Annotated in this window: 10 protein-coding genes; 5 read left to right on the top strand and 5 right to left on the bottom strand. The window is 73.7% G+C overall.

Annotated elements, in window-relative coordinates; genetic code table 11:
- The first annotated feature begins 430 nt into the window (after positions 1-430).
- Positions 431-1,384 carry a pirin family protein gene (locus K7787_RS17445; RefSeq protein WP_009189662.1) on the top strand — a complete coding sequence of 318 codons (954 nt, stop codon included), beginning with the start codon at positions 431-433 and terminating at the stop codon, positions 1,382-1,384.
- 183 nt (positions 1,385-1,567) lie between these two features.
- Entirely contained in the window at positions 1,568-3,094 is a 1,527-nt protein-coding gene (locus K7787_RS17450) for a sigma-70 family RNA polymerase sigma factor (protein WP_223002049.1), read from the top strand.
- Here the strand turns inward: K7787_RS17450 and K7787_RS17455 are convergent.
- The gene (locus K7787_RS17455; protein ID WP_223002051.1) at positions 2,995-4,161 is read right to left on the bottom strand and encodes a transposase; all 1,167 of its coding nucleotides are present in this window, start codon (positions 4,159-4,161) and stop codon (positions 2,995-2,997) included. The genes K7787_RS17450 and K7787_RS17455 overlap by 100 nt on opposite strands.
- 519 nt (positions 4,162-4,680) lie before the next feature.
- Here K7787_RS17455 and K7787_RS17460 point away from each other — a divergent pair.
- Both K7787_RS17460 and K7787_RS17465 read left to right on the top strand, forming a co-directional pair.
- On the top strand, positions 4,681-6,498 hold the full coding sequence (locus K7787_RS17460; RefSeq protein WP_223002053.1) for a M4 family metallopeptidase: 1,818 nt from the start codon (positions 4,681-4,683) through the stop codon (positions 6,496-6,498).
- Between the two features lie 165 nt (positions 6,499-6,663).
- Complete coding sequence (locus K7787_RS17465) at positions 6,664-7,692, top strand: AI-2E family transporter (protein WP_009189666.1); 1,029 nt, start codon at positions 6,664-6,666, stop codon at positions 7,690-7,692.
- A gap of 52 nt (positions 7,693-7,744) precedes the next feature.
- On the opposite strand, the gene K7787_RS17470 is transcribed toward K7787_RS17465, so the two are convergent.
- The gene (locus tag K7787_RS17470; RefSeq protein ID WP_043261078.1) at positions 7,745-9,907 is read right to left on the bottom strand and encodes a SpoIIE family protein phosphatase; all 2,163 of its coding nucleotides are present in this window, start codon (positions 9,905-9,907) and stop codon (positions 7,745-7,747) included.
- A gap of 222 nt (positions 9,908-10,129) precedes the next feature.
- On the opposite strand from K7787_RS17470, the gene aspS reads away from it, so the two are divergent.
- Positions 10,130-11,893: an aspartate--tRNA ligase gene (gene aspS, locus K7787_RS17475; protein WP_223002055.1), complete on the top strand. Its 1,764-nt coding sequence runs from the start codon at positions 10,130-10,132 to the stop codon at positions 11,891-11,893.
- A 190-nt stretch (positions 11,894-12,083) separates the two neighbouring features.
- Here aspS and metG read toward each other — a convergent pair whose 3' ends face one another.
- The 3 genes from metG to K7787_RS17490 form a co-directional block, all read right to left on the bottom strand.
- The gene (gene metG, locus K7787_RS17480) at positions 12,084-13,799 is read right to left on the bottom strand and encodes a methionine--tRNA ligase (protein WP_164391923.1); all 1,716 of its coding nucleotides are present in this window, start codon (positions 13,797-13,799) and stop codon (positions 12,084-12,086) included.
- A gap of 213 nt (positions 13,800-14,012) precedes the next feature.
- On the bottom strand, positions 14,013-15,734 hold the full coding sequence (locus K7787_RS17485; protein WP_223002057.1) for a VWA domain-containing protein: 1,722 nt from the start codon (positions 15,732-15,734) through the stop codon (positions 14,013-14,015).
- Between the two features lie 133 nt (positions 15,735-15,867).
- Positions 15,868-16,863, bottom strand: coding sequence for an endonuclease/exonuclease/phosphatase family protein (locus K7787_RS17490; protein ID WP_223002059.1), 996 nt, complete (start codon positions 16,861-16,863; stop codon positions 15,868-15,870).
- Positions 16,864-17,374: the final 511 nt, after the last annotated feature.

The following is a 17,374-nucleotide window of genomic DNA, read 5'->3' on the forward strand; positions in this document are numbered from 1 at the left end:
CCGTGCGGGGCGGGGCGGGGCGGGGCGTGTCGTGGTCTGGCCTGGCCCGGCGTGCGGCCGGTGCTGTCGCGGTCCCGGGCTGTCGCGGTCCCGGGCTGTCCCTCTCCCGGGCTGTCCCCATCCCGGGTGGTCGCCGTCAGGTGTTGGCGCGGCGGGCGGGTCGCGCCTGCGTGCGTGGCGGCCGGTGGCAGTCGGTGCTGTGCGCGTACAGCCCCTATTGGGGTGCGGTCCCTTGCGTGGCGTGCGGCCCCTATCGGGGTGCGGTCCCTTGCGTGGCGTGCGGTCCCTGTTTGCGTGCGGCCCCGCGTTCGTGTGTGTCCTGTCGCTGTGGAGCCCGGAGGGAATGGTCTTCGAGGTTCTTGTGTTAGTGCTGGCAAGAAGTTGAATGCTCAACTAGAGTGGTCGACACGCCCCCCAAGGAGGTACCGACATGCCCGCAGTGACCGTCGAGAACCCGCTCGTGCTGCCCCGCGTCACCGCTTCCGCGGACGCCCGGCAGCGCCGTGTCCTGCGCGTGGCCACGGCGCCGTCCGGATTCGAGGGGGAGGGCTTCCCAGTGCGGCGCGCGTTCGCGGGCATCGACTACCGGCACCTGGACCCGTTCATCATGATGGACCAGATGGGTGAGGTGGACTACGAGGCCGGCGAGCCGAAAGGAACGCCCTGGCATCCGCACCGCGGCTTCGAGACCGTCACGTACATCATCGACGGGACCTTCATCCACCGGGACTCGCACGGGGGCGGCGGCACCATCACCAACGGCGACACCCAGTGGATGACCGCGGGCTCGGGTCTTCTGCACATCGAGACGCCGCCCGAGGAACTGGTCATGTCCGGCGGCCTCTTCCACGGGCTGCAGCTGTGGGTGAACCTGCCCGCCAAGGACAAGATGTCGGACCCCCGGTACCAGGACATCCGCGGCGGCACGGTCAAGCTGCTGACCTCGGCCGACGGCAGCTCGCTCCTGCGGGTCATCGCGGGCGACCTGGACGGCCACAGCGGCCCCGGCATCACGCACACGCCGATCACGATGGTCCACGCCTCGATCAGCCCCGGCGCCGAGGTCACGCTGCCGTGGCGGTCGGACTTCAACGCCCTCGCCTACGGCCTCGCGGGCCAGGGCTTCGCCGGCGGCGAGAAGCGGCCCTTCGGGATGGGGCAGGCGGTCGTCTTCGGCGACGGCGACTCGCTGACCGTGCGGGCGGCCGAGAGCCAGGACTCGCGGAGTTCCACCTTCGAGGTGGTCCTGCTCGGCGGACTGCCGATCCGTGAGCCGATGGCGCACTACGGGCCGTTCGTGATGAACAGCCACGCCGAACTCGTCCAGGCCTTCGAGGACTTCAAGGCGGGGCGGCTCGGCGAGGTGCCCGCCGGGGGGTTCTAGGGCGGGGAGCCCCGGAGCGGGGCGTACGGCACTGCCGTCGGGGCCGGTCGCGGCGAGCGGCCGGCCCCGACGCGTACCCGTGATGGACGTCACATCGGACGCGTCGGCGTTTCATGTTGTGCTGTGGGTCGCGCGGGGTCTCCACATCGTGGCACCACTGGTGCGGAGACCGGAGGGAAGCTGATGCGCGAGCAGAGCACGGACGAGACGGCGCTGGTCGCCGCGGCCCGGCGCGGGGACCCGGCGGCGCGCGACCGGCTGGTGTCCGCGTATCTCCCTCTGGTCTACAACGTCGTCGGCCGCGCCCTGAACGGCCACGCAGACGTCGACGACGTCGTGCAGGACACCCTGCTGCGGGCGCTGAGCGGTCTGGACGGTCTGCGGGACCCGGCCAGGTTCCGGGCCTGGCTGGTGGCGATCGCCATGAACCAGGTCCGCAGGAGATGGTCCGTCGCCCAGCGCCGCCCCCTGCCCCTCGACACCGCGGCCGACGGCCCGGCCCAAGGGGACTTCGCCGAACTGGCCATCCTGCGCCTGGGACTGTCCGGACAGCGGCGGGAGGTCGCCGAGGCGACCCGGTGGCTGGACCCGGCCGACCGCCAGGTGCTGTCCCTGTGGTGGCTGGAGGCGGCCGGCGAACTCACCCGCGGGGACGTCGCCACGGCGCTGGGACTCTCCCGCGCCCACACCGGCGTGCGGGTGCAGCGGGTCAAGGGGCAGCTGGACGTGTGCCGGCAGGTCGTACGGGCGCTGGGAGCCCGCGACGAGTGCGCGGCCCTGGGGGCGCTGACCGAGGAGTGGGACGGGGCACCCGGCCCGCTGTGGCGCAAGCGCATAGCCCGCCATGTGCGCGGATGCGGCCGGTGCGGACGGTCGGCCGCCGATCTGCTGCCGGTCGACGGGCTGCTCGCCGGGACGGGGCTGGTGGCGGTGCCGCTGTCCCTGCACTCCGCCCCGTTCGCGGGGCACGGGACGGCGGCCCTGGCCGCCCACGGGGGCGCGGCGCACGGGGCGGCCGCCGTCCACCGGGTGCTGGACGCCGGGCGGCGCGTCTTCCGGCCCGGCACGGCGGCCAAGGCCACCGCGGCCGGAGCGGCGGTGGCCGCCGCCGCCCTGCTGATCGCGGTGTACCGGGCGCCGGAGAAGGCGCCGGACGCCGCCCCGCCCGCACGCCCCACGGTCTCGGCCCCGCTCGTCTCGCAGCCGCCGGCCTTCCCGACCGCGACAGCGACCGCGAGCGCCGAGGTGACGCCGACCACGGCCGCGCCCTCGCCGACCCCGACGCGCACGCGTACCCGCGCGCCGTCCGCCGCCGTGCCGGCGACCGAGACCGCGAGCCGGCGCGATCTGCTCGACCGGACCAACGCGCTGCGCGCGCAGAGCGGTTGCGCACCGTTGCGGACCGATCCCCGGCTGACCCGCGTGGCCCAGAACGACGCACGTGCCGTCGCGGCTGGTGGCGCCGTCGATCCGCCGGGCGGCCGGACGGGCGACGTGGGGGAGCGGGTGACGGCGGCGGGGTACTCCTGGACGTCCGTCGGGGAGGCCGCCGCGTACGGGGACAAGGACGCGGCGGCGGTGGCGCGGGAGTGGGCGGAGGACCACATGCGTCAGCTCCTCGTGGACTGCCGGTACACCGACGTGGGCGTGGGACTGGTGGTCTCGGGCGACCGGCGCGCGTGGACGGAGGTACTGGCCGGCTCGGGCTGAGCGGCGGGGGCGGAGGGCTCGCGGTGACCGGTACTCCAGGCGCGCTCGCGGTGGCCGGTACCCGAGGCGCGCTCGCGGTGGGCGGGGCCGGGGGTGTCTGCGGGGTCGCGCTGATCGGCTGCGGGGTTGCTGCGGTCGCGCTGATCGGCGTCGGTGGCGCGCTCGCGGTGGCCGGCACTTGGGGCCGGCTCGCGGTGGCGGGCACCTGGGGCCGGCTCGTGGTGGCCGGCACTTGAGGCGGGCTCGTGGCGGCCGGGGCCGGGAGTGCCCGTGGGCTCGTCGCGGCCGGGGCGGGGCGTGCCGTCGGGCGGTTCGGGAGCGGATGGTTCGGGCGTGGGCGGGTCGGGGGTGGGTGGTTCGGGTGTGGTCGCCACGGCCAGTGCCTCGCCCAGGCGCAGGACGACGCGGGTGTCGGCCCGGCCGGCCAGGCGTTTCAGCAGCGGTGCGAGCACCGTGTCGTCCGCCGCGGCCACCGCCCGCGTGATGGCCGCGACCAGCGCGTCGTCGTCCTCGCCGCCGTCGGGGTGCGGTCGCGGCGGGGCGTACCGCTCCGGCGACGCGGCCGACGCGGCCGGTCCGGAGTACGCGGCGGAGTCGTGCGCCATCGTCCGCGCCGACCCGAAGGCGCGTACCGCGCGGCGGCGTGCGGGGCCGTCGAGTTCGGCGAGGACGGCCTCGCGGATCGCGGGCCAGGTCTCCGCCCGCGCCCAGCGGCGCAGACGGCGCCAGGCGGTGACGCCGGAACAGCCCAGTTCCCCGGTGCGGGCGGTGTGCCAGGGGATGCCCTCCCGCAGCACATGCAGTACGACTGACAGGACCACGCGGTCGGGCACGGGCCGTCGGCCCGGATGCGTCAGCCGCCGCTGCGCGGGCGGGGGCAGCAGGGGCGCGACACGCGCCCACACCCGTTCCAGGACCAGCCGCTCCGCCGCCTCCCGGGCCTCCGCCACCTCCCGGGCCTCCGCCGCCTCCAGCGTCTCTGCAGCCTCCCGGACCGTCGCCGCCTTGCGAGCCTCCGTAGCCTCCCGGGCCTGCCCCACGTCCCGCGCCGCCCCCACGTCCCGCACCGCCCCCACATCCCGAGATGCCCGCGCCTCCCGCGCCTCTCGCGCATCCCTCGCGTGCGGCTTCCCGCGCCCGGGGCCGGGCGGCTCGCTCTCGACCAGGTGCCGTGGGCACGCCCGTGCCCGCAGCGGCACCGGCGGCCCGGGCGGCGCCGCGTGCACCGTCGGGCGGTCGTGAATGTGGGTCATGCTGCGGGGACCCCGGGGCGCTTCGGCCGTAACAGAAACTTCTCAGCCGCCGTAACAGGAACTTCTCAGCCACAGCGCCGTCCGGGCGCCGCCCGTGCGCGCCCCGGCCGGCGCCCCGCTCGACGCGCCCGCCGACACCCCGCCAACGCCCCCGAAACCGCCGCCATTTCACAATGAGCTGCGGAAATAAAGGGTTCGGCAATCTGCTGCGCCGCAACCTTCACGTGGGCATGCCAAGCGTGCCAGGGTCCTCGAACGCGGGCTCCTCAGCCGCCCCCAGGGCGAGGAGCGCGCGTAACCCCCCTCCCCCCTCTCGACTTCCGAGGACCCCACATGCGTTCCGCGCGAATATCCCGGACGGCGCTCGCCCTCCTCGCCGCCACCACCCTCGCCGCGACCGCCGGCACGGCCGTCGCCGCACCGTCCGGACCCGCCCCCACGACGGCCGCCGCCACGGCCGCCACCCCCACGACGGGCGCCTCGGCCGCCGGCCGGACGACGGCCGCCGCCGCCGCCACCGTCGAGGCCGCCCGGACCGCCGCGTTCGCGCACGCCGCCGCCACCGGCGTCGGGTCCCAGACCCGGCTCACGGCCGTGGACGTGATGGCCGATCAGGACGGCAAGCGGCACGTGCGGTTCACGCAGACGTACCGGGGTGTGCCGGTCGTCGGCGGCGACCTCGTGGTCCACCTGAGCGCCGGCTCCACGTACCTCGGCGTGACCCGCGCCGCGGCCAAGGCGGTCTCCCTGCCCTCCACCGCCGCGGAACTCACCCGGCGCCAGGCCGAACAGCACGCCGTCGCCCAGGTGCCCGGCGGGCAGGCCGGTACGGCGCGGCTGGTGGTGGACCACGCGGCGGGCCGCAGCACCCTGGCGTACGAGATCGGCGTCACGGCCGCGGACGGCTCGCCCGACGCCGCCCGCACCGTCCTGGTCGACGCGAACACCGGCGCCGTGCTGCGCAGCACGCCCACCGTGGACGGGTTCCTGTCGCAGCGGGTCGTGGCGCGGCTTCAGCAGCGCGGCGAGACCGCGCGCCCGAAGGCCGCCGGCGGCAGCGTGCTCGTCCGCAGGTCCGGCAAGGCCGCGACCTACCCCGCCCCGGCCGTCGGCAAGGGCCTGTCCCTCTTCTCCGGCACCGTCACCCTGAACACCACGCAGACGGCCGCCCGCTCGTACCAGCTGAAGGACACGACTCGCGGCAACGCCGAGATCCGCGACGCCAAGCACGCCACCCGCGAGGACGCGAAGATCTTCACGTCGGCGTCCGCGCTGACCGACGCCGACGACACCTGGGGCGACGGCACGACCAAGGACACCGCCACCGCAGCGGTGGACGCCTCGCACGGGCTCACCGCCACCTTCGACTTCTACAAGAAGACGTTCGACCGCGACGGCATCCAGAACGACGGCGCCGGCCCCAAGGGCGTGGTGCACTGGGGCACCGACTACGGGAACGCCGCCTGGTACGACACCTGCCACTGCATGATCTACGGCGACGGGGACGGCGACACCTTCACCAAGCCGCTGGTGCAGCTGGACGTCACCGGCCACGAGCTGACCCACGGCGTCGTCGCCGCCACCGCCGGTCTGGAGCCGACGAGGATCGACTCGCGGGGCAACCAGTACGGCGAGCCGGGCGCCCTCAACGAGTCGCTCGCCGACATCTTCGGCAGCGCCACCGAGTTCGCCACCAACCCGACGACCGGCAACTACCTGATGGGCGAGCAGCTCGGCCTGGACCAGGGCTTCCTGCGCCGGATGGACAAGCCCTCCCTGGACAAGCTCGAAGGCACCGTCGACTACTGGAGCACGTCCACCGTGGACGCCGAGGTGCACGCCGGCTCCGGCGTCTCCTCCCACGCCTTCTACCTGCTCGCCGAGGGCAGCGGCCGCAAGACCGTCAACGGCGTCGCCTACGACTCGCCCACCTACGACGGCTCCGCCGTCCAGGGCATCGGCCGGGACAAGGCGCTGCGGATCTTCTACCAGGCCCTGACCCGCTACATGGTCTCCACCACCGACTTCCACGCCGCCCGTGAGGCGACGCTGAAGGCGGCGGGCGACCTGTACGGCACCACCAGCACCGAGTACGCCGCGGTCGACAAGGCCTGGGCGGCGGTCAACGTGACCGCGGCCGACCAGCCCTGATCCGCCGCGGAGGGACGTCCGGCCCGCCCGCCCGCCACGAGCCGGCGGGCGGGCCGGACCACCACCCGCCCGGCGCGCCCGCGGTCGCGCGCCAGTCCTGGGGCGGGTCACCCGGGCGGACTGTCCGCACAGGACAGTCCGCCCGGCGCGTGATGCGCTGAGAGGGTGTCCTTGCTGCCCGAGTCCGTCCGGCGTCTCGCCGCCTGGTGCGCCGCCGTGCTGCTCGTCTCCGGGGTGGTGTGGGTGGTGGTGCGGCTGTGCGTGGTGTTCCGCACCGCCGTGATCCCCGTGCTGCTGGCGCTGCTGGGCACGGCGCTGCTGCGGCCGCTGTTCCGGCGGCTGGTGCGGGCGAGGGTCAACCGCTCGGTGGCGGCCGGGATCACCTGCGCGGCCGTCGTGGTCGTCGTCGGCGGCACCGGCTACATCGTGGTGCGGGCCCTGATCGACAGCTGGCAGCAGATCGCCGACTCCCTGGAGCACGCGGCGAAGTCCCTCGCCTCCCATCTGGGGCCGGCCGGCACCTCGCTGTCCGATCTGGCCGGGCAGGGCAGGAACCTGCTGTCCAAGTTCGGCGGGACCGCCGCCTCCGGCGTGATCAGCGGGGTCAGCGTCGTCGCCGAGTACGCCGCGATGGCCGTCCTGGCGCTGCTGCTGGTCTTCTTCTTCCTGCGCGACGCCGGCCGGGCCCGGCGGGCCCTGCGCACGCTCTCGCCGGGCGACAGCGCCGACACGGTCGAGAGCATGGCCCGGCGGGCGTTCACCGCCGTGGAGGGCTTCATGCGCGGGACGACGATCATCGCGTTCATCGACGCCGTCTGCATCACCGTCGGCCTGCTCCTGCTGGACGTGCCCGGCGCCGTCGGACTGGGCGCGCTGGTGTTCGTGGGGGCGTACATCCCGTATCTGGGGGCGTTCATCTCCGGTGCGGTGTCCGTGCTGGTCGCGCTCGCCGACCGGGGGTTCGCGGTCGCGCTGTGGGCGCTGGGCGTGGTCGTCGCCGTGCAACTGCTGGAGGGGCATGTGCTCCAGCCGCTGATCCAGAGCCGGACCGTGCAGATGCATCCGGCGGCGGTGCTGCTGGCGATCACCGCGGGGGCGTCGGTCGCCGGGATCGTGGGGATGCTGCTGGCGGTGCCGCTGACGGCGGCGGCCTTCGGCGTCGCCCACGAGGCCCGGGACCGGCACGCGGCGTAGGGCGCACCGCACCTTCGGTGGGTGGCCGCGCCGCCCGCTGAAGCCGCGGTCCTCACTTCTCCTTCTTCTCCCACGGCGGTTCGTACAGCTCGAACCAGATGCTCTTGCCCACGCCCCGCGGCTCGACGCCCCACGCGTCGGCGAGGAGTTCGATGAGGACCAGGCCGCGCCCGGAGGAGGCCAGTTCGCCCGGGCGGCGCTTGTGCGGGAGGTCGTCGCCGGCGTCGGTGACCTCCACCCGCATCCGCCGCTCGCCCCGCTCGCCGCTCACCTCGGCCAGCAGCAGCGCGTCGGTGTCGGTGTGCACGAGGACGTTGGTCAGCATCTCGCTCAGCAGCAGCACCGCCGAGTCCACCTGCTCCTCGGAGGACCAGTCGTGCAGCAGCTGGCGCAGTTGCTGGCGGGCCACCGCGACCCGTTCGGGCTCGGCCTGCGCGACCGTCAGCAGGGTGCGCCGCACCTCGGGCAGGCTCACCGTGCCGCCGTGGCCCTCGCAGCGGCGGCTCAGCAGCAGGACGGCGATGTCGTCCTCGCGGCGGTCCGCCAGCGGGCCCGTGGTGTAGTGCGAGGACGGGCCGTGCACGCCCTGGACCAGTGCGTCGGCGAGTTCCTCGGTGTCGCCCTCGTGCTGCTCCAGGATGGCGCGGATGCGCTGCCAGCCGGTGTCCAGGTCGTGGCCGCCGGTCTCGATCAGGCCGTCGGTGCAGACCATCATCGTCTCGCCCGGCTCCAGCGTGAACCGGGTGGTGGGGTAGTCGGGGTCGGGGTCGACGCCGAGCGGCAGGCCGCCCGCCGTGGGCCGTTGCAGCACCGTCCCGTCCGCCATCCGGATCACCGGGTCGGGGTGCCCCGCGCGGGCCACCTCCAGCACGCCGGTGCGGGGATCGACCTCGGCGTACAGACAAGTGGCGAAGCGCAGGTCGGAGGGGTCGTCGCCGGGGGCGCCGTCGTTGACGATGCCGTGCAGGAAACGGGAGGCGCGGGAGAGCACCGCGTCCGGGCGGTGGCCCTCGGAGGCGTAGGCGCGCAGGGCGATGCGCAACTGGCCCATCAGCCCCGCGGCGCGCACGTCATGCCCCTGCACGTCGCCGATGACCAGCGCGAACCGCCCTGGCCGGCCCTTCTCCCGGGCGCGCGAGGTGCCGCCGGGCAGCGGGATCATGTCGTACCAGTCGCCGCCGACCTGGAGGCCGCCGCCGGTCGGGACGTAACGGGCGGCCAGGTCCATGCCGGGGACCTCGGGTCCCGTCGTGGGCATCATCGAGCGCTGCAGGCCCTCGCTCAGCTCGCGCTCGGTCTCGGCGGTCCCGGCCCGCGAGAGGGCCTGGGCGAGCATCCGGGCCACCGTGGTGAGCACCGAGCGCTCGTCGGGCGTGAAGGCCACCGGATAGGTGAAGGCCGCCATCCAGGCGCCCATGGTGCGCCCCGAGGCGGTCAGCGGCAGATACGCCCACGAGCGGCGTCGGAAGTGCTCGGCGAGCGGCCAGGTGAGGGGATAGCGGGCGCGGTACTCCTCCGGGGAGGACAGGTAGACGGCCCGGCCGGTGCGCACCACCTCGGCGGCCGGGTAGTCCGTGTCCAGGGACATGTGCACGAACGGCGCCTCGTCGCCGGGCCGCTGCCCGTGGTGGCCGATGACGGACAGCCGGTCGCCCTCCACGCCGAAGACGGCCAGCCCGTCCGGGGAGAAACCGGGCATCGACAGCCCGGCGGCCACCCGCAGCACCTCGGCGGTGGAGCGGGCCTCGGCCAGCGCCCGGCCCGCGTCCAGCAGGAACGCCTCCCGGGAGCGCCGCCAGTCGCCGGTGACGGCGCTGCGGGCGGCGGGCGAGCCGGGCGTGGGCTCGGCGACCTCCTGAAGGGTGCCGATCAGTTCGTAGGCCTTCTTGCGGGAGTGGAAGGTGGGCCGAGAGCGGCTGCGCACGACGCGGATGATCCGGCCCTGCTCGTCCATGATCCGTACCCGCACCTCGGCCAGGGTGCCCTCGGAGGCGGCGAGCTGGACGACTCCGGTGATCTCGTTCCAGTCGACCGGGTGGAGCCGGGCGCGCACCTGGGCCTCCGTGAGGGTGACGGCCTCGGCGGGCAGCCCGAGCAGCCGGGCCGCCTCGGCGTCGACCGCGACGAGCCCGGTGGAGGTGTCCCAGTGCCAGGTTCCGGTCTCCAGGGCGGCGAGGACGTCCCCGACGGCGGGCAGGGGCTCACCAGTGCGCATTGCCCCACTGTAAGAAGATGCGATCGGACACTGCCACCGAAGACGGGCAAACCGCCCCCCGGTGGCGGCCGTGCGGGCGGCCCCGCGGCGGACCGCGCCCGCACCCCCGTGACCCGCGCCCCCGTAATGCGGGCGAGCCGATCTTGGGGCGGCCGGTACGCTGGACAGGTCCGGGCCCTGCCCGCCCGGTGACCCCGATCCGCGAAGACTGGATGAACGACGATGCATCGGTACAGGTCCCACACCTGCGGCGAGCTCCGCGCCTCTGACGTCGGCACCGACGTCCGGCTGAGTGGCTGGCTGCACAATCGGCGCGACCTGGGCGGCATCCTCTTCATCGATCTGCGCGACCACTACGGCATCACGCAGCTCGTCGCCCGTCCCGGCACCCCCGCCTACGAGGCCCTGGACAAGCTGTCCAAGGAGACGGTCGTCCGGATCGACGGCAAGGTCGTTTCACGTGGAACCGAGAACGTGAACACCGAGCTGCCCACCGGCGAGATCGAGATCGAGGTCGGCGAGGTCGAGGTGCTCGGCGCCGCCGCCCCGCTGCCCTTCACGATCAACGCCGAGGACGGCGTCAACGAGGAGCGGCGCCTGGAGTACCGCTTCCTCGACCTGCGCCGCGAGCGCATGCACCGCAACATCATGCTGCGCACGGCCGTGATCTCCGCGATCCGGCACAAGATGGTCGCGCTCGGCTTCAACGAGATGGCGACGCCGATCCTCACGGCGACCTCCCCCGAGGGCGCCCGCGACTTCGTCGTCCCCTCTCGACTGCACCCCGGCCGCTTCTACGCGCTCCCGCAGGCCCCGCAGCAGTTCAAGCAGCTGCTGATGATCTCCGGCTTCGACCGCTACTTCCAGATCGCGCCCTGCTTCCGCGACGAGGACGCCCGCGCCGACCGCTCGCCGGGCGAGTTCTACCAGCTCGATGTCGAGATGAGCTTCGTCGAGCAGGAGGACGTCTTCCGTCCGATCGAGCAGCTGATGACCGAGCTGTTCGAGGAGTTCGGCGGCGGCCGCCACGTCACCTCGCCCTTCCCGCGCATCCCGTTCCGCGAGGCGATGCTCAAGTACGGCTCCGACAAGCCGGACCTGCGCGCCAAGCTGGAGCTGGTGGACATCACCGACGTCTTCGAGGGCTCGGAGTTCAAGGCCTTCGCCGGCAAGCACGTGCGCGCCCTGCCCGTCCCGGCGGTCCAGGACCAGCCGCGCAAGTTCTTCGACCAGCTGGGTGACTACGCCGTCTCCCAGGGCGCGAAGGGCCTGGCCTGGGTGCGGGTCGGCGAGGACGGCTCGCTGACCGGCCCGATCGCCAAGTTCCTCACCGAGGAGAACGTCGTCGAGCTGACCAAGCGCCTGTCGCTGGCCGCCGGCCACGCCGTGTTCTTCGGCGCGGGCGAGTTCGACGAGGTCTCCAAGATCATGGGCGCGGTCCGCGTCGAGGCGGCCAAGCGGGCCGGCCAGTTCGAGCAGGACGTGTTCCGCTTCTGCTGGATCGTGGACTTCCCGATGTACGAGAAGGACGAGGAGACGGGGAAGATCGACTTCTCCCACAACCCGTTCTCGATGCCGCAGGGCGGCCTTCAGGCCCTGGAGACCCAGGACCCGCTGGACATCCTGGCCTGGCAGTACGACATCGTCTGCAACGGCGTCGAGCTGTCCTCCGGCGCCATCCGGAACCACGAGCCGGACATCATGCTCAAGGCCTTCGAGATCGCGGGCTACGACGCGGAGACCGTCGAGCGCGAGTTCGCGGGCATGCTGCGCGCGTTCCGCTTCGGCGCCCCGCCGCACGGCGGCATCGCCCCCGGCGTCGACCGCATCGTGATGCTCCTGGCCGACGAGCCGAACATCCGCGAGACGATCGCCTTCCCGCTCAACGGCAACGCCCAGGACCTGATGATGGGCGCGCCGACGGAGCTGGAGCCGGCCCGCCTGAAGGAACTGCACCTGACGGTGAACAAGCCGCAGCCGAAGTAGCCCGCGGCGCGGCGCCGTACGCGACAGCACAGGAGTGGGGCGGCCCGTGGGGCCGCCCCACTCCTGTGGGCTTCTGGCTTTTCGGCTGGTCCTCTGGCTTTCGGCACGTGGTGGGAACGGGCGAGGCCCGGAGCCGCCCCCTCCAGGGGTGCGGGTCCGGGCCTCCGTGTCGGTGCGGGCCGCCTCGGGGTCAGGCCGACTCGCCGCCGAAGCGCTCCTTGTACGCGGCCAGGTCGTCGTCCGTCAGCTTGGCGAACAGGACCGGCGGCACCGTGAACGGGGTGCCGGCGGGCACCGCGGTCAGGGACTTCGCCTCGTCGGCGGAGACCCAGGTCGCCGTGTCGTCGGGGAGGGCGAACGCCGAGCGCATCGCCTTCGCCGTCGTCGGGATGAACGGCTCGGAGACCACCGCGTAGAGGTGGATCAGGTTCATCGCCGTGCGCAGGGTGAGGGCCGCGCCGTCCTTGTCCGTCTTGATCTCCAGCCAGGGGGCCTTCTCCTCCAGGTAGGAGTTGCCCGCCGACCACAGCGCGCGCAACGCGGCGGCCGCCTTGCGGAACTGGATGGCCTCCATCTGCTCCTCGTACTCGGCGAGCAGACGCGCGATCTCCGCACCCAGCTTCGCCTCCGCCTCGCCCGGCTCGCCGCCCTGCGGGACCTCGTCGCCGAAGCGCTTGCGGGAGAAGGACAGGACGCGGTTGACGAAGTTGCCGAGGGTGTCGGCGAGGTCCTTGTTGACGGTGGCCGTGAAGTGCTCCCAGGTGAAGGACGAGTCGTCCGACTCCGGGGCGTTGGCCATCATGAAGTAGCGCCAGTAGTCGGCGGGCAGGATCTCCAGCGCGTCGTGCGTGAAGACGCCGCGGTGCTGCGAGGTGGAGAACTTGCCGCCGTAGTAGTTCAGCCAGTTGAAGGCCTTGATGACGTCGACCTTCTTCCACGGCGCGCGGGTGCCGAGCAGGGTCGCCGGGAACATCACGCTGTGGAAGGGGACGTTGTCCTTGCCCATGAACTGCGTGTAGCGGACGTCCGCGTCCGACTCCCACCACCACGAGCGCCAGTCCCGGTTCTCCGGGTCCAGCTCCGCCCACTCCTTCGTCGAGCCGATGTACTCGATCGGCGCGTCGAACCAGACGTAGAAGACCTTGCCCTCGGCGGCCAGGTCCGGCCAGGTGTCGGCCGGCACCGGGACGCCCCAGTCCAGGTCGCGGGTGATCGCGCGGTCGTGCAGGCCCTCGGTCAGCCACTTGCGGGCGATGGAGGAGGCCAGCACCGGCCAGTCGTCCGCGCGCTCGTCCACCCACGCCTCGACCTCGCCGGCCAGCGTCGACTGGAGCAGGAAGAGGTGCTTGGTCTCGCGGATCTCCAGGTCGGCGCTGCCGCTGATCGCGGAACGCGGCTCGATCAGGTCCGTCGGGTCCAGCACCCGGGTGCAGTTCTCGCACTGGTCGCCGCGGGCCTTGTCGTAGCCGCAGTGCGGGCAGGTGCCGATGATGTAGCGGTCGGGCAGGAAGCGGCCGTCGGCGTTGGAGTACACCTGGCGGATGGCGCGCTCCTCGATGAAGCCGTTCGCCTTCAGCTCGCGGGCGATCTCCTGGGTGATCTCGTGGTTCTGCCGGGAGGAACTGCGGCCGAAGTGGTCGAAGGCCAGGCTGAAGCCGTCGTAGATCGCCTTCTGCGCGTCGTGCGCCTGGGCGCAGAACTCGGCGACCGGGATGCCCTGTTCCTTCGCGGCCAGTTCCGCGGGGGTGCCGTGCTCGTCGGTGGCGCAGATGTACAGCACGTCGTGGCCGCGCTGGCGCAGATAGCGGGAGTACACGTCCGCCGGGAGCATGGACCCCACCATGTTGCCCAGGTGCTTGATCCCGTTGATGTACGGAAGGGCGCTGGTGATGAGGTGTCGAGCCATCGCGGGCTGCTCCCAAGTCGCTACGCGGAGTGACGATCTCGTGGTTCTGGGTCGTCTGTGAACCTTGAAATCGTATCCGACGTGGGCGGGGCGCCCGCTTCCCGTTTCGGGGGGTGGGAAGCGGGCGGGGGTGGCGGCCGGAGGCCGCCCGGGGCGGGTGCGTGCTCGCGGGTGCGGGTGCGGGTGCGGGTGCCGGGGCGCGGGGCGCGGGGCTTACGGGCGCCAGGTCGCCAGTACGCCCTCGTACAGCTCCTCGTCCGTCAGCTCGCGGGGGGTGGGGCCCGCGTGGAAGAACGACGTGTTTCCGGTCTTCAGCTTGCGGAGGTAGTCGAACGCCTTGTTGTCGTGCTCTCCGAAGGCGACGAAGGAGAAGAACACGTGCGGGTGGGTCTTCGCCGCGTCGGCGAGGGCCTGGGTGGCGGGGGTCTTGGCGTCGGGGGCGCCGTCCGTCTGGAAGACCACCAGGGCGGGGGTTGTGGGGTGGTGCGCGTCGTGGTGGGCGAGGACTTCCTCGATCGCCGCGTGGTACGTCGTACGGCCCATGCGGCCGAGGCCCGCGTGCACCTCGTCGATCTTGTTCTCGTGGTCGGCGAGGGTGAGGGTGGCCGTGCCGTCCACCTCCGTGGAGAAGAACGTGACGTGGACGGTCGCCTCGGGGTCCAGGTGGGCGGCGAGGGCGAGGGTCTGCTCCGCGAGGGACTGGGCGGAGCCGTCCTTGTAGTACGGGCGCATGGAGGCCGAGCGGTCGAGGACGAGGTAGGTCTTGGCCCGGGCGCCGGTGAGGTCGTTCTTCTTGAGGGCGGGGGCGGCTGCCTTGTAGGCGGTGGTGAGGAGGGGGGCGCGGGACTTGACCCGGGCGAGGGGGGTTGCGGGCTTGGGGGTGGGGGAGTCCTCCGGGGTGGAGGTGGGGTCCTCCGGGGTGGGGGTGGAGTCCTCTGTGGGGGTGGGGTCCTCTGTGGGGGTGGGCTTTTCGGCCTCGGCTTCGCCTTCGGCCGGGGAGGTGTTCCCACCCGCACCACCCGTGCTGCCTTCGTCGTCGGGTGCGGGTGGCCCCTGTGGGGGCTCCTCGCCGTCGGCGGCCGCGGGGGTGGTGGTCGGCTCCGCCGGGGGCGGTTCGGGGGCTGCTTCCGGCTCGGGCGCGGGAACCGGAGCGGCTGCGGCCGGCTCAGAGGCCGGCTCCGGTTCCGGGGTCGGCTCCGGTTCCGGGGTCGGTGCGGTCGCGAGTTCGGGTTCCGGGGTCGGCTCAGGGGTCGGTTCCGGTTCCGGGGTCGGTTCCGGTTCCGGGGTCGGCGGCTGGTCTTGCGCCTGCGCCGACTCCTCCTCCGAGAGCGGAGCCTCTGCCGAGGGCGAGGCCTTTTCCGAGACCGGCGCCTGCTCCGAGGCCGATTCCTGCTCCGGGGCCGGTTCGAGCTCCGGCTCGGGAGCCGGGGGCTGCTCGGCCGACGGGGTGGGCTCGGGCTCCGAGACCGGCGTCTGCTCCGATGGCTGCTCGGGGGCCGCGACCTGCTCGGGTTCCGGGGCAGGTTCCGGGGCCGGAGCGGGTTCCGGTTCCGAGGCGTGCTCGGGTTCCGGGGCCGGGGTGGGCTCGGGGGCCGAGGGCTGCTCGGGTTCCGTGGGCTGTTCCGGGTCCGACGGCTGGGCCGGGTCCGTGAGTTGCTTGGGGAAGGTGACCTTGTCGAAGGCCGCCGCCACCAGTTCGTGTTCCTCGTCCCGTTCCTCGCGCGGGGCGGGGCGGGGGTCCGGGACGTGCGGGGTGGCCGCGAGGTCCGGGGCCGGCTCGGCGGCCGGGGACGGGACCTCGGCCTGGGCCTTCGGCTGCTCCGCCGCGGGCGGTACCTGTTCCTGGGCCGGAACCTGTTCCGCACCCTCCGCCTCGGCTGTACGCCCCTTGCGTGACCGGCCGAACGCGTTCCGCAGGCGAGTGAGAATGCCCATGTGCGCAACCCTTCGCGTGAGTTGTTCCCGTCGATCCCTGGCCAGGACGGACACGTAAGGTTAGCGGCCCCGTGTGACGATCCGGGCAGGGGCGAGTGGCCCGCGTACGGCCCCGACCCGTACGGTCCCCCGTTCAGCCCCGCGGTGCGTGCAGGGTCAGCTCGACCAGCAGTGCGCGGTGGTCCGAGCCGGGCACCTTCAGGAAGCGGGCGTGGTCGGCCGTGAAGTGCCGGGTGACCAGCACATGGTCGATCTGCGCGCCGAGCGTCGGGGCGGTGCGGGCCGGCCAGCTGGGGGTGCGGTCCGCGCCCGCGAGACGGGCCGCGTCGTACAGGCCGGTGTCGAGGATGCGGCGGAACCCCGCGTGGTCCTGGGAGGCGTTGAAGTCGCCGGCCAGGACGGTCGGGGTGGCCCGATCGGCCGCCGCGAAGGCGCGCAGCCGGCCGAGTTCGCGGTGCCAGAGCGCGACCTGACGGGGCAGCGGGGGCATCGGGTGCGCCAGTTGCAGCCGTACGGTGTGCCCGCGCACGTCGGCCACCGCGCCCGGCATGCCCATCGTGCCGGCGACGCCCGGCGTGCCCTTCAGCGCGTACGCGCTCAGGATCACCGACCCCTTCGAACCGGCCGCCGCCACCTCCCGCCGGTACGGATACGCGTCCCCCACCTCCCGCCGCAGCCGCGCCCGGCAGCCCCCGTCGCACTCCTGGACGAAGACGAGGCCCGGCCGCTCCCGGCGGATCACCTCCACCAGCGCGGGCGCCCCGCGGCCGAACTCCACGTTCGCGGTGAGGACACGGACCTCGGCGACGACCACGCCCTCCGACGGCGGTTCCTTGCCGTACGGCTCGATGTACCAGGCCAGCAGCCCGAGCACCGCCACGCCCCACACCGCCCCGAACCACCAGCGCCCCAGCAGGGTGAGGGCCAGGCCCAGACCGGTCGGGACGAGCAGCCACGGCAGGAAGGCGAGCAACTGCGGCACCGGCGTGATGCCGTCGGTGTCGGCGGCCCGGCAGCCGACGACCACGCTCACCGTCGCGAACAGCAGCCCGGCGCACCAGGGCTTGACGCGTCCGCCGCGCCCGTACGTCTCCTGCGCCTCGTACGTCTCCTGCGGGGGTGCCGTCACGGGGCCGAAGCCTACGAGGCGGCGTCCGGGCCGGGCCAGGAACGGGGCGGGCCGTGACTCGCCCCTGCCCGGGACTCGTCCTTGCCCGGGACTCGTCCTTGCCCGGGACTCGCCCCTGCCAGGGCTCGCACCGGCCCGCGATTCGCACCGGTCGGGCAACCGGCCCCGCCCGGAACCGGCCCCAGGCAGGGACCAGCCCCGGGCAGGTACCCGCCCCTGCCAGGGCTCGCACCGGCCCGGGAGCCGCACTGGCCCGTGCCCTGCACCGGCCCGCGATTCGCACCGGCCCGGCAACCGGCCCCGGCCGGAACCGGCCCCGCCCGGAACCGGCTCCGGGCAAGGACCGGCCCCTGCCAGGGCTCGCACCGGCCTGGGACCCGCACTGGCCCGCGACCCGTACCGGTCCGGAACCGGCCCCACCCCGGGCAGGGGCCGGACGGGCGGCCTCGTGATCTGCCCGTCTGCCTGCCTGCCCGTCCGCCCAGCCGCCCGGCCGTCCGCCCGGCCGGCC

The organism is Streptomyces sennicomposti (genome assembly GCF_019890635.1).
Taxonomy (GTDB): domain Bacteria; phylum Actinomycetota; class Actinomycetes; order Streptomycetales; family Streptomycetaceae; genus Streptomyces; species Streptomyces sennicomposti.

Coding starts and splice junctions, on each gene's coding strand:
- K7787_RS17445 (WP_009189662.1), top strand. CDS start 431: ATGCCCGCAGTGACCGTCGAGAACCCGCTCGTGCTGCCCCGCGTCACC.
- K7787_RS17450 (WP_223002049.1), top strand. CDS start 1,568: ATGCGCGAGCAGAGCACGGACGAGACGGCGCTGGTCGCCGCGGCCCGG.
- K7787_RS17460 (WP_223002053.1), top strand. CDS start 4,681: ATGCGTTCCGCGCGAATATCCCGGACGGCGCTCGCCCTCCTCGCCGCC.
- K7787_RS17470 (WP_043261078.1), bottom strand. CDS start 9,907: ATGCGCACTGGTGAGCCCCTGCCCGCCGTCGGGGACGTCCTCGCCGCC.
- aspS (WP_223002055.1), top strand. CDS start 10,130: ATGCATCGGTACAGGTCCCACACCTGCGGCGAGCTCCGCGCCTCTGAC.
- metG (WP_164391923.1), bottom strand. CDS start 13,799: ATGGCTCGACACCTCATCACCAGCGCCCTTCCGTACATCAACGGGATC.
- K7787_RS17485 (WP_223002057.1), bottom strand. CDS start 15,734: ATGGGCATTCTCACTCGCCTGCGGAACGCGTTCGGCCGGTCACGCAAG.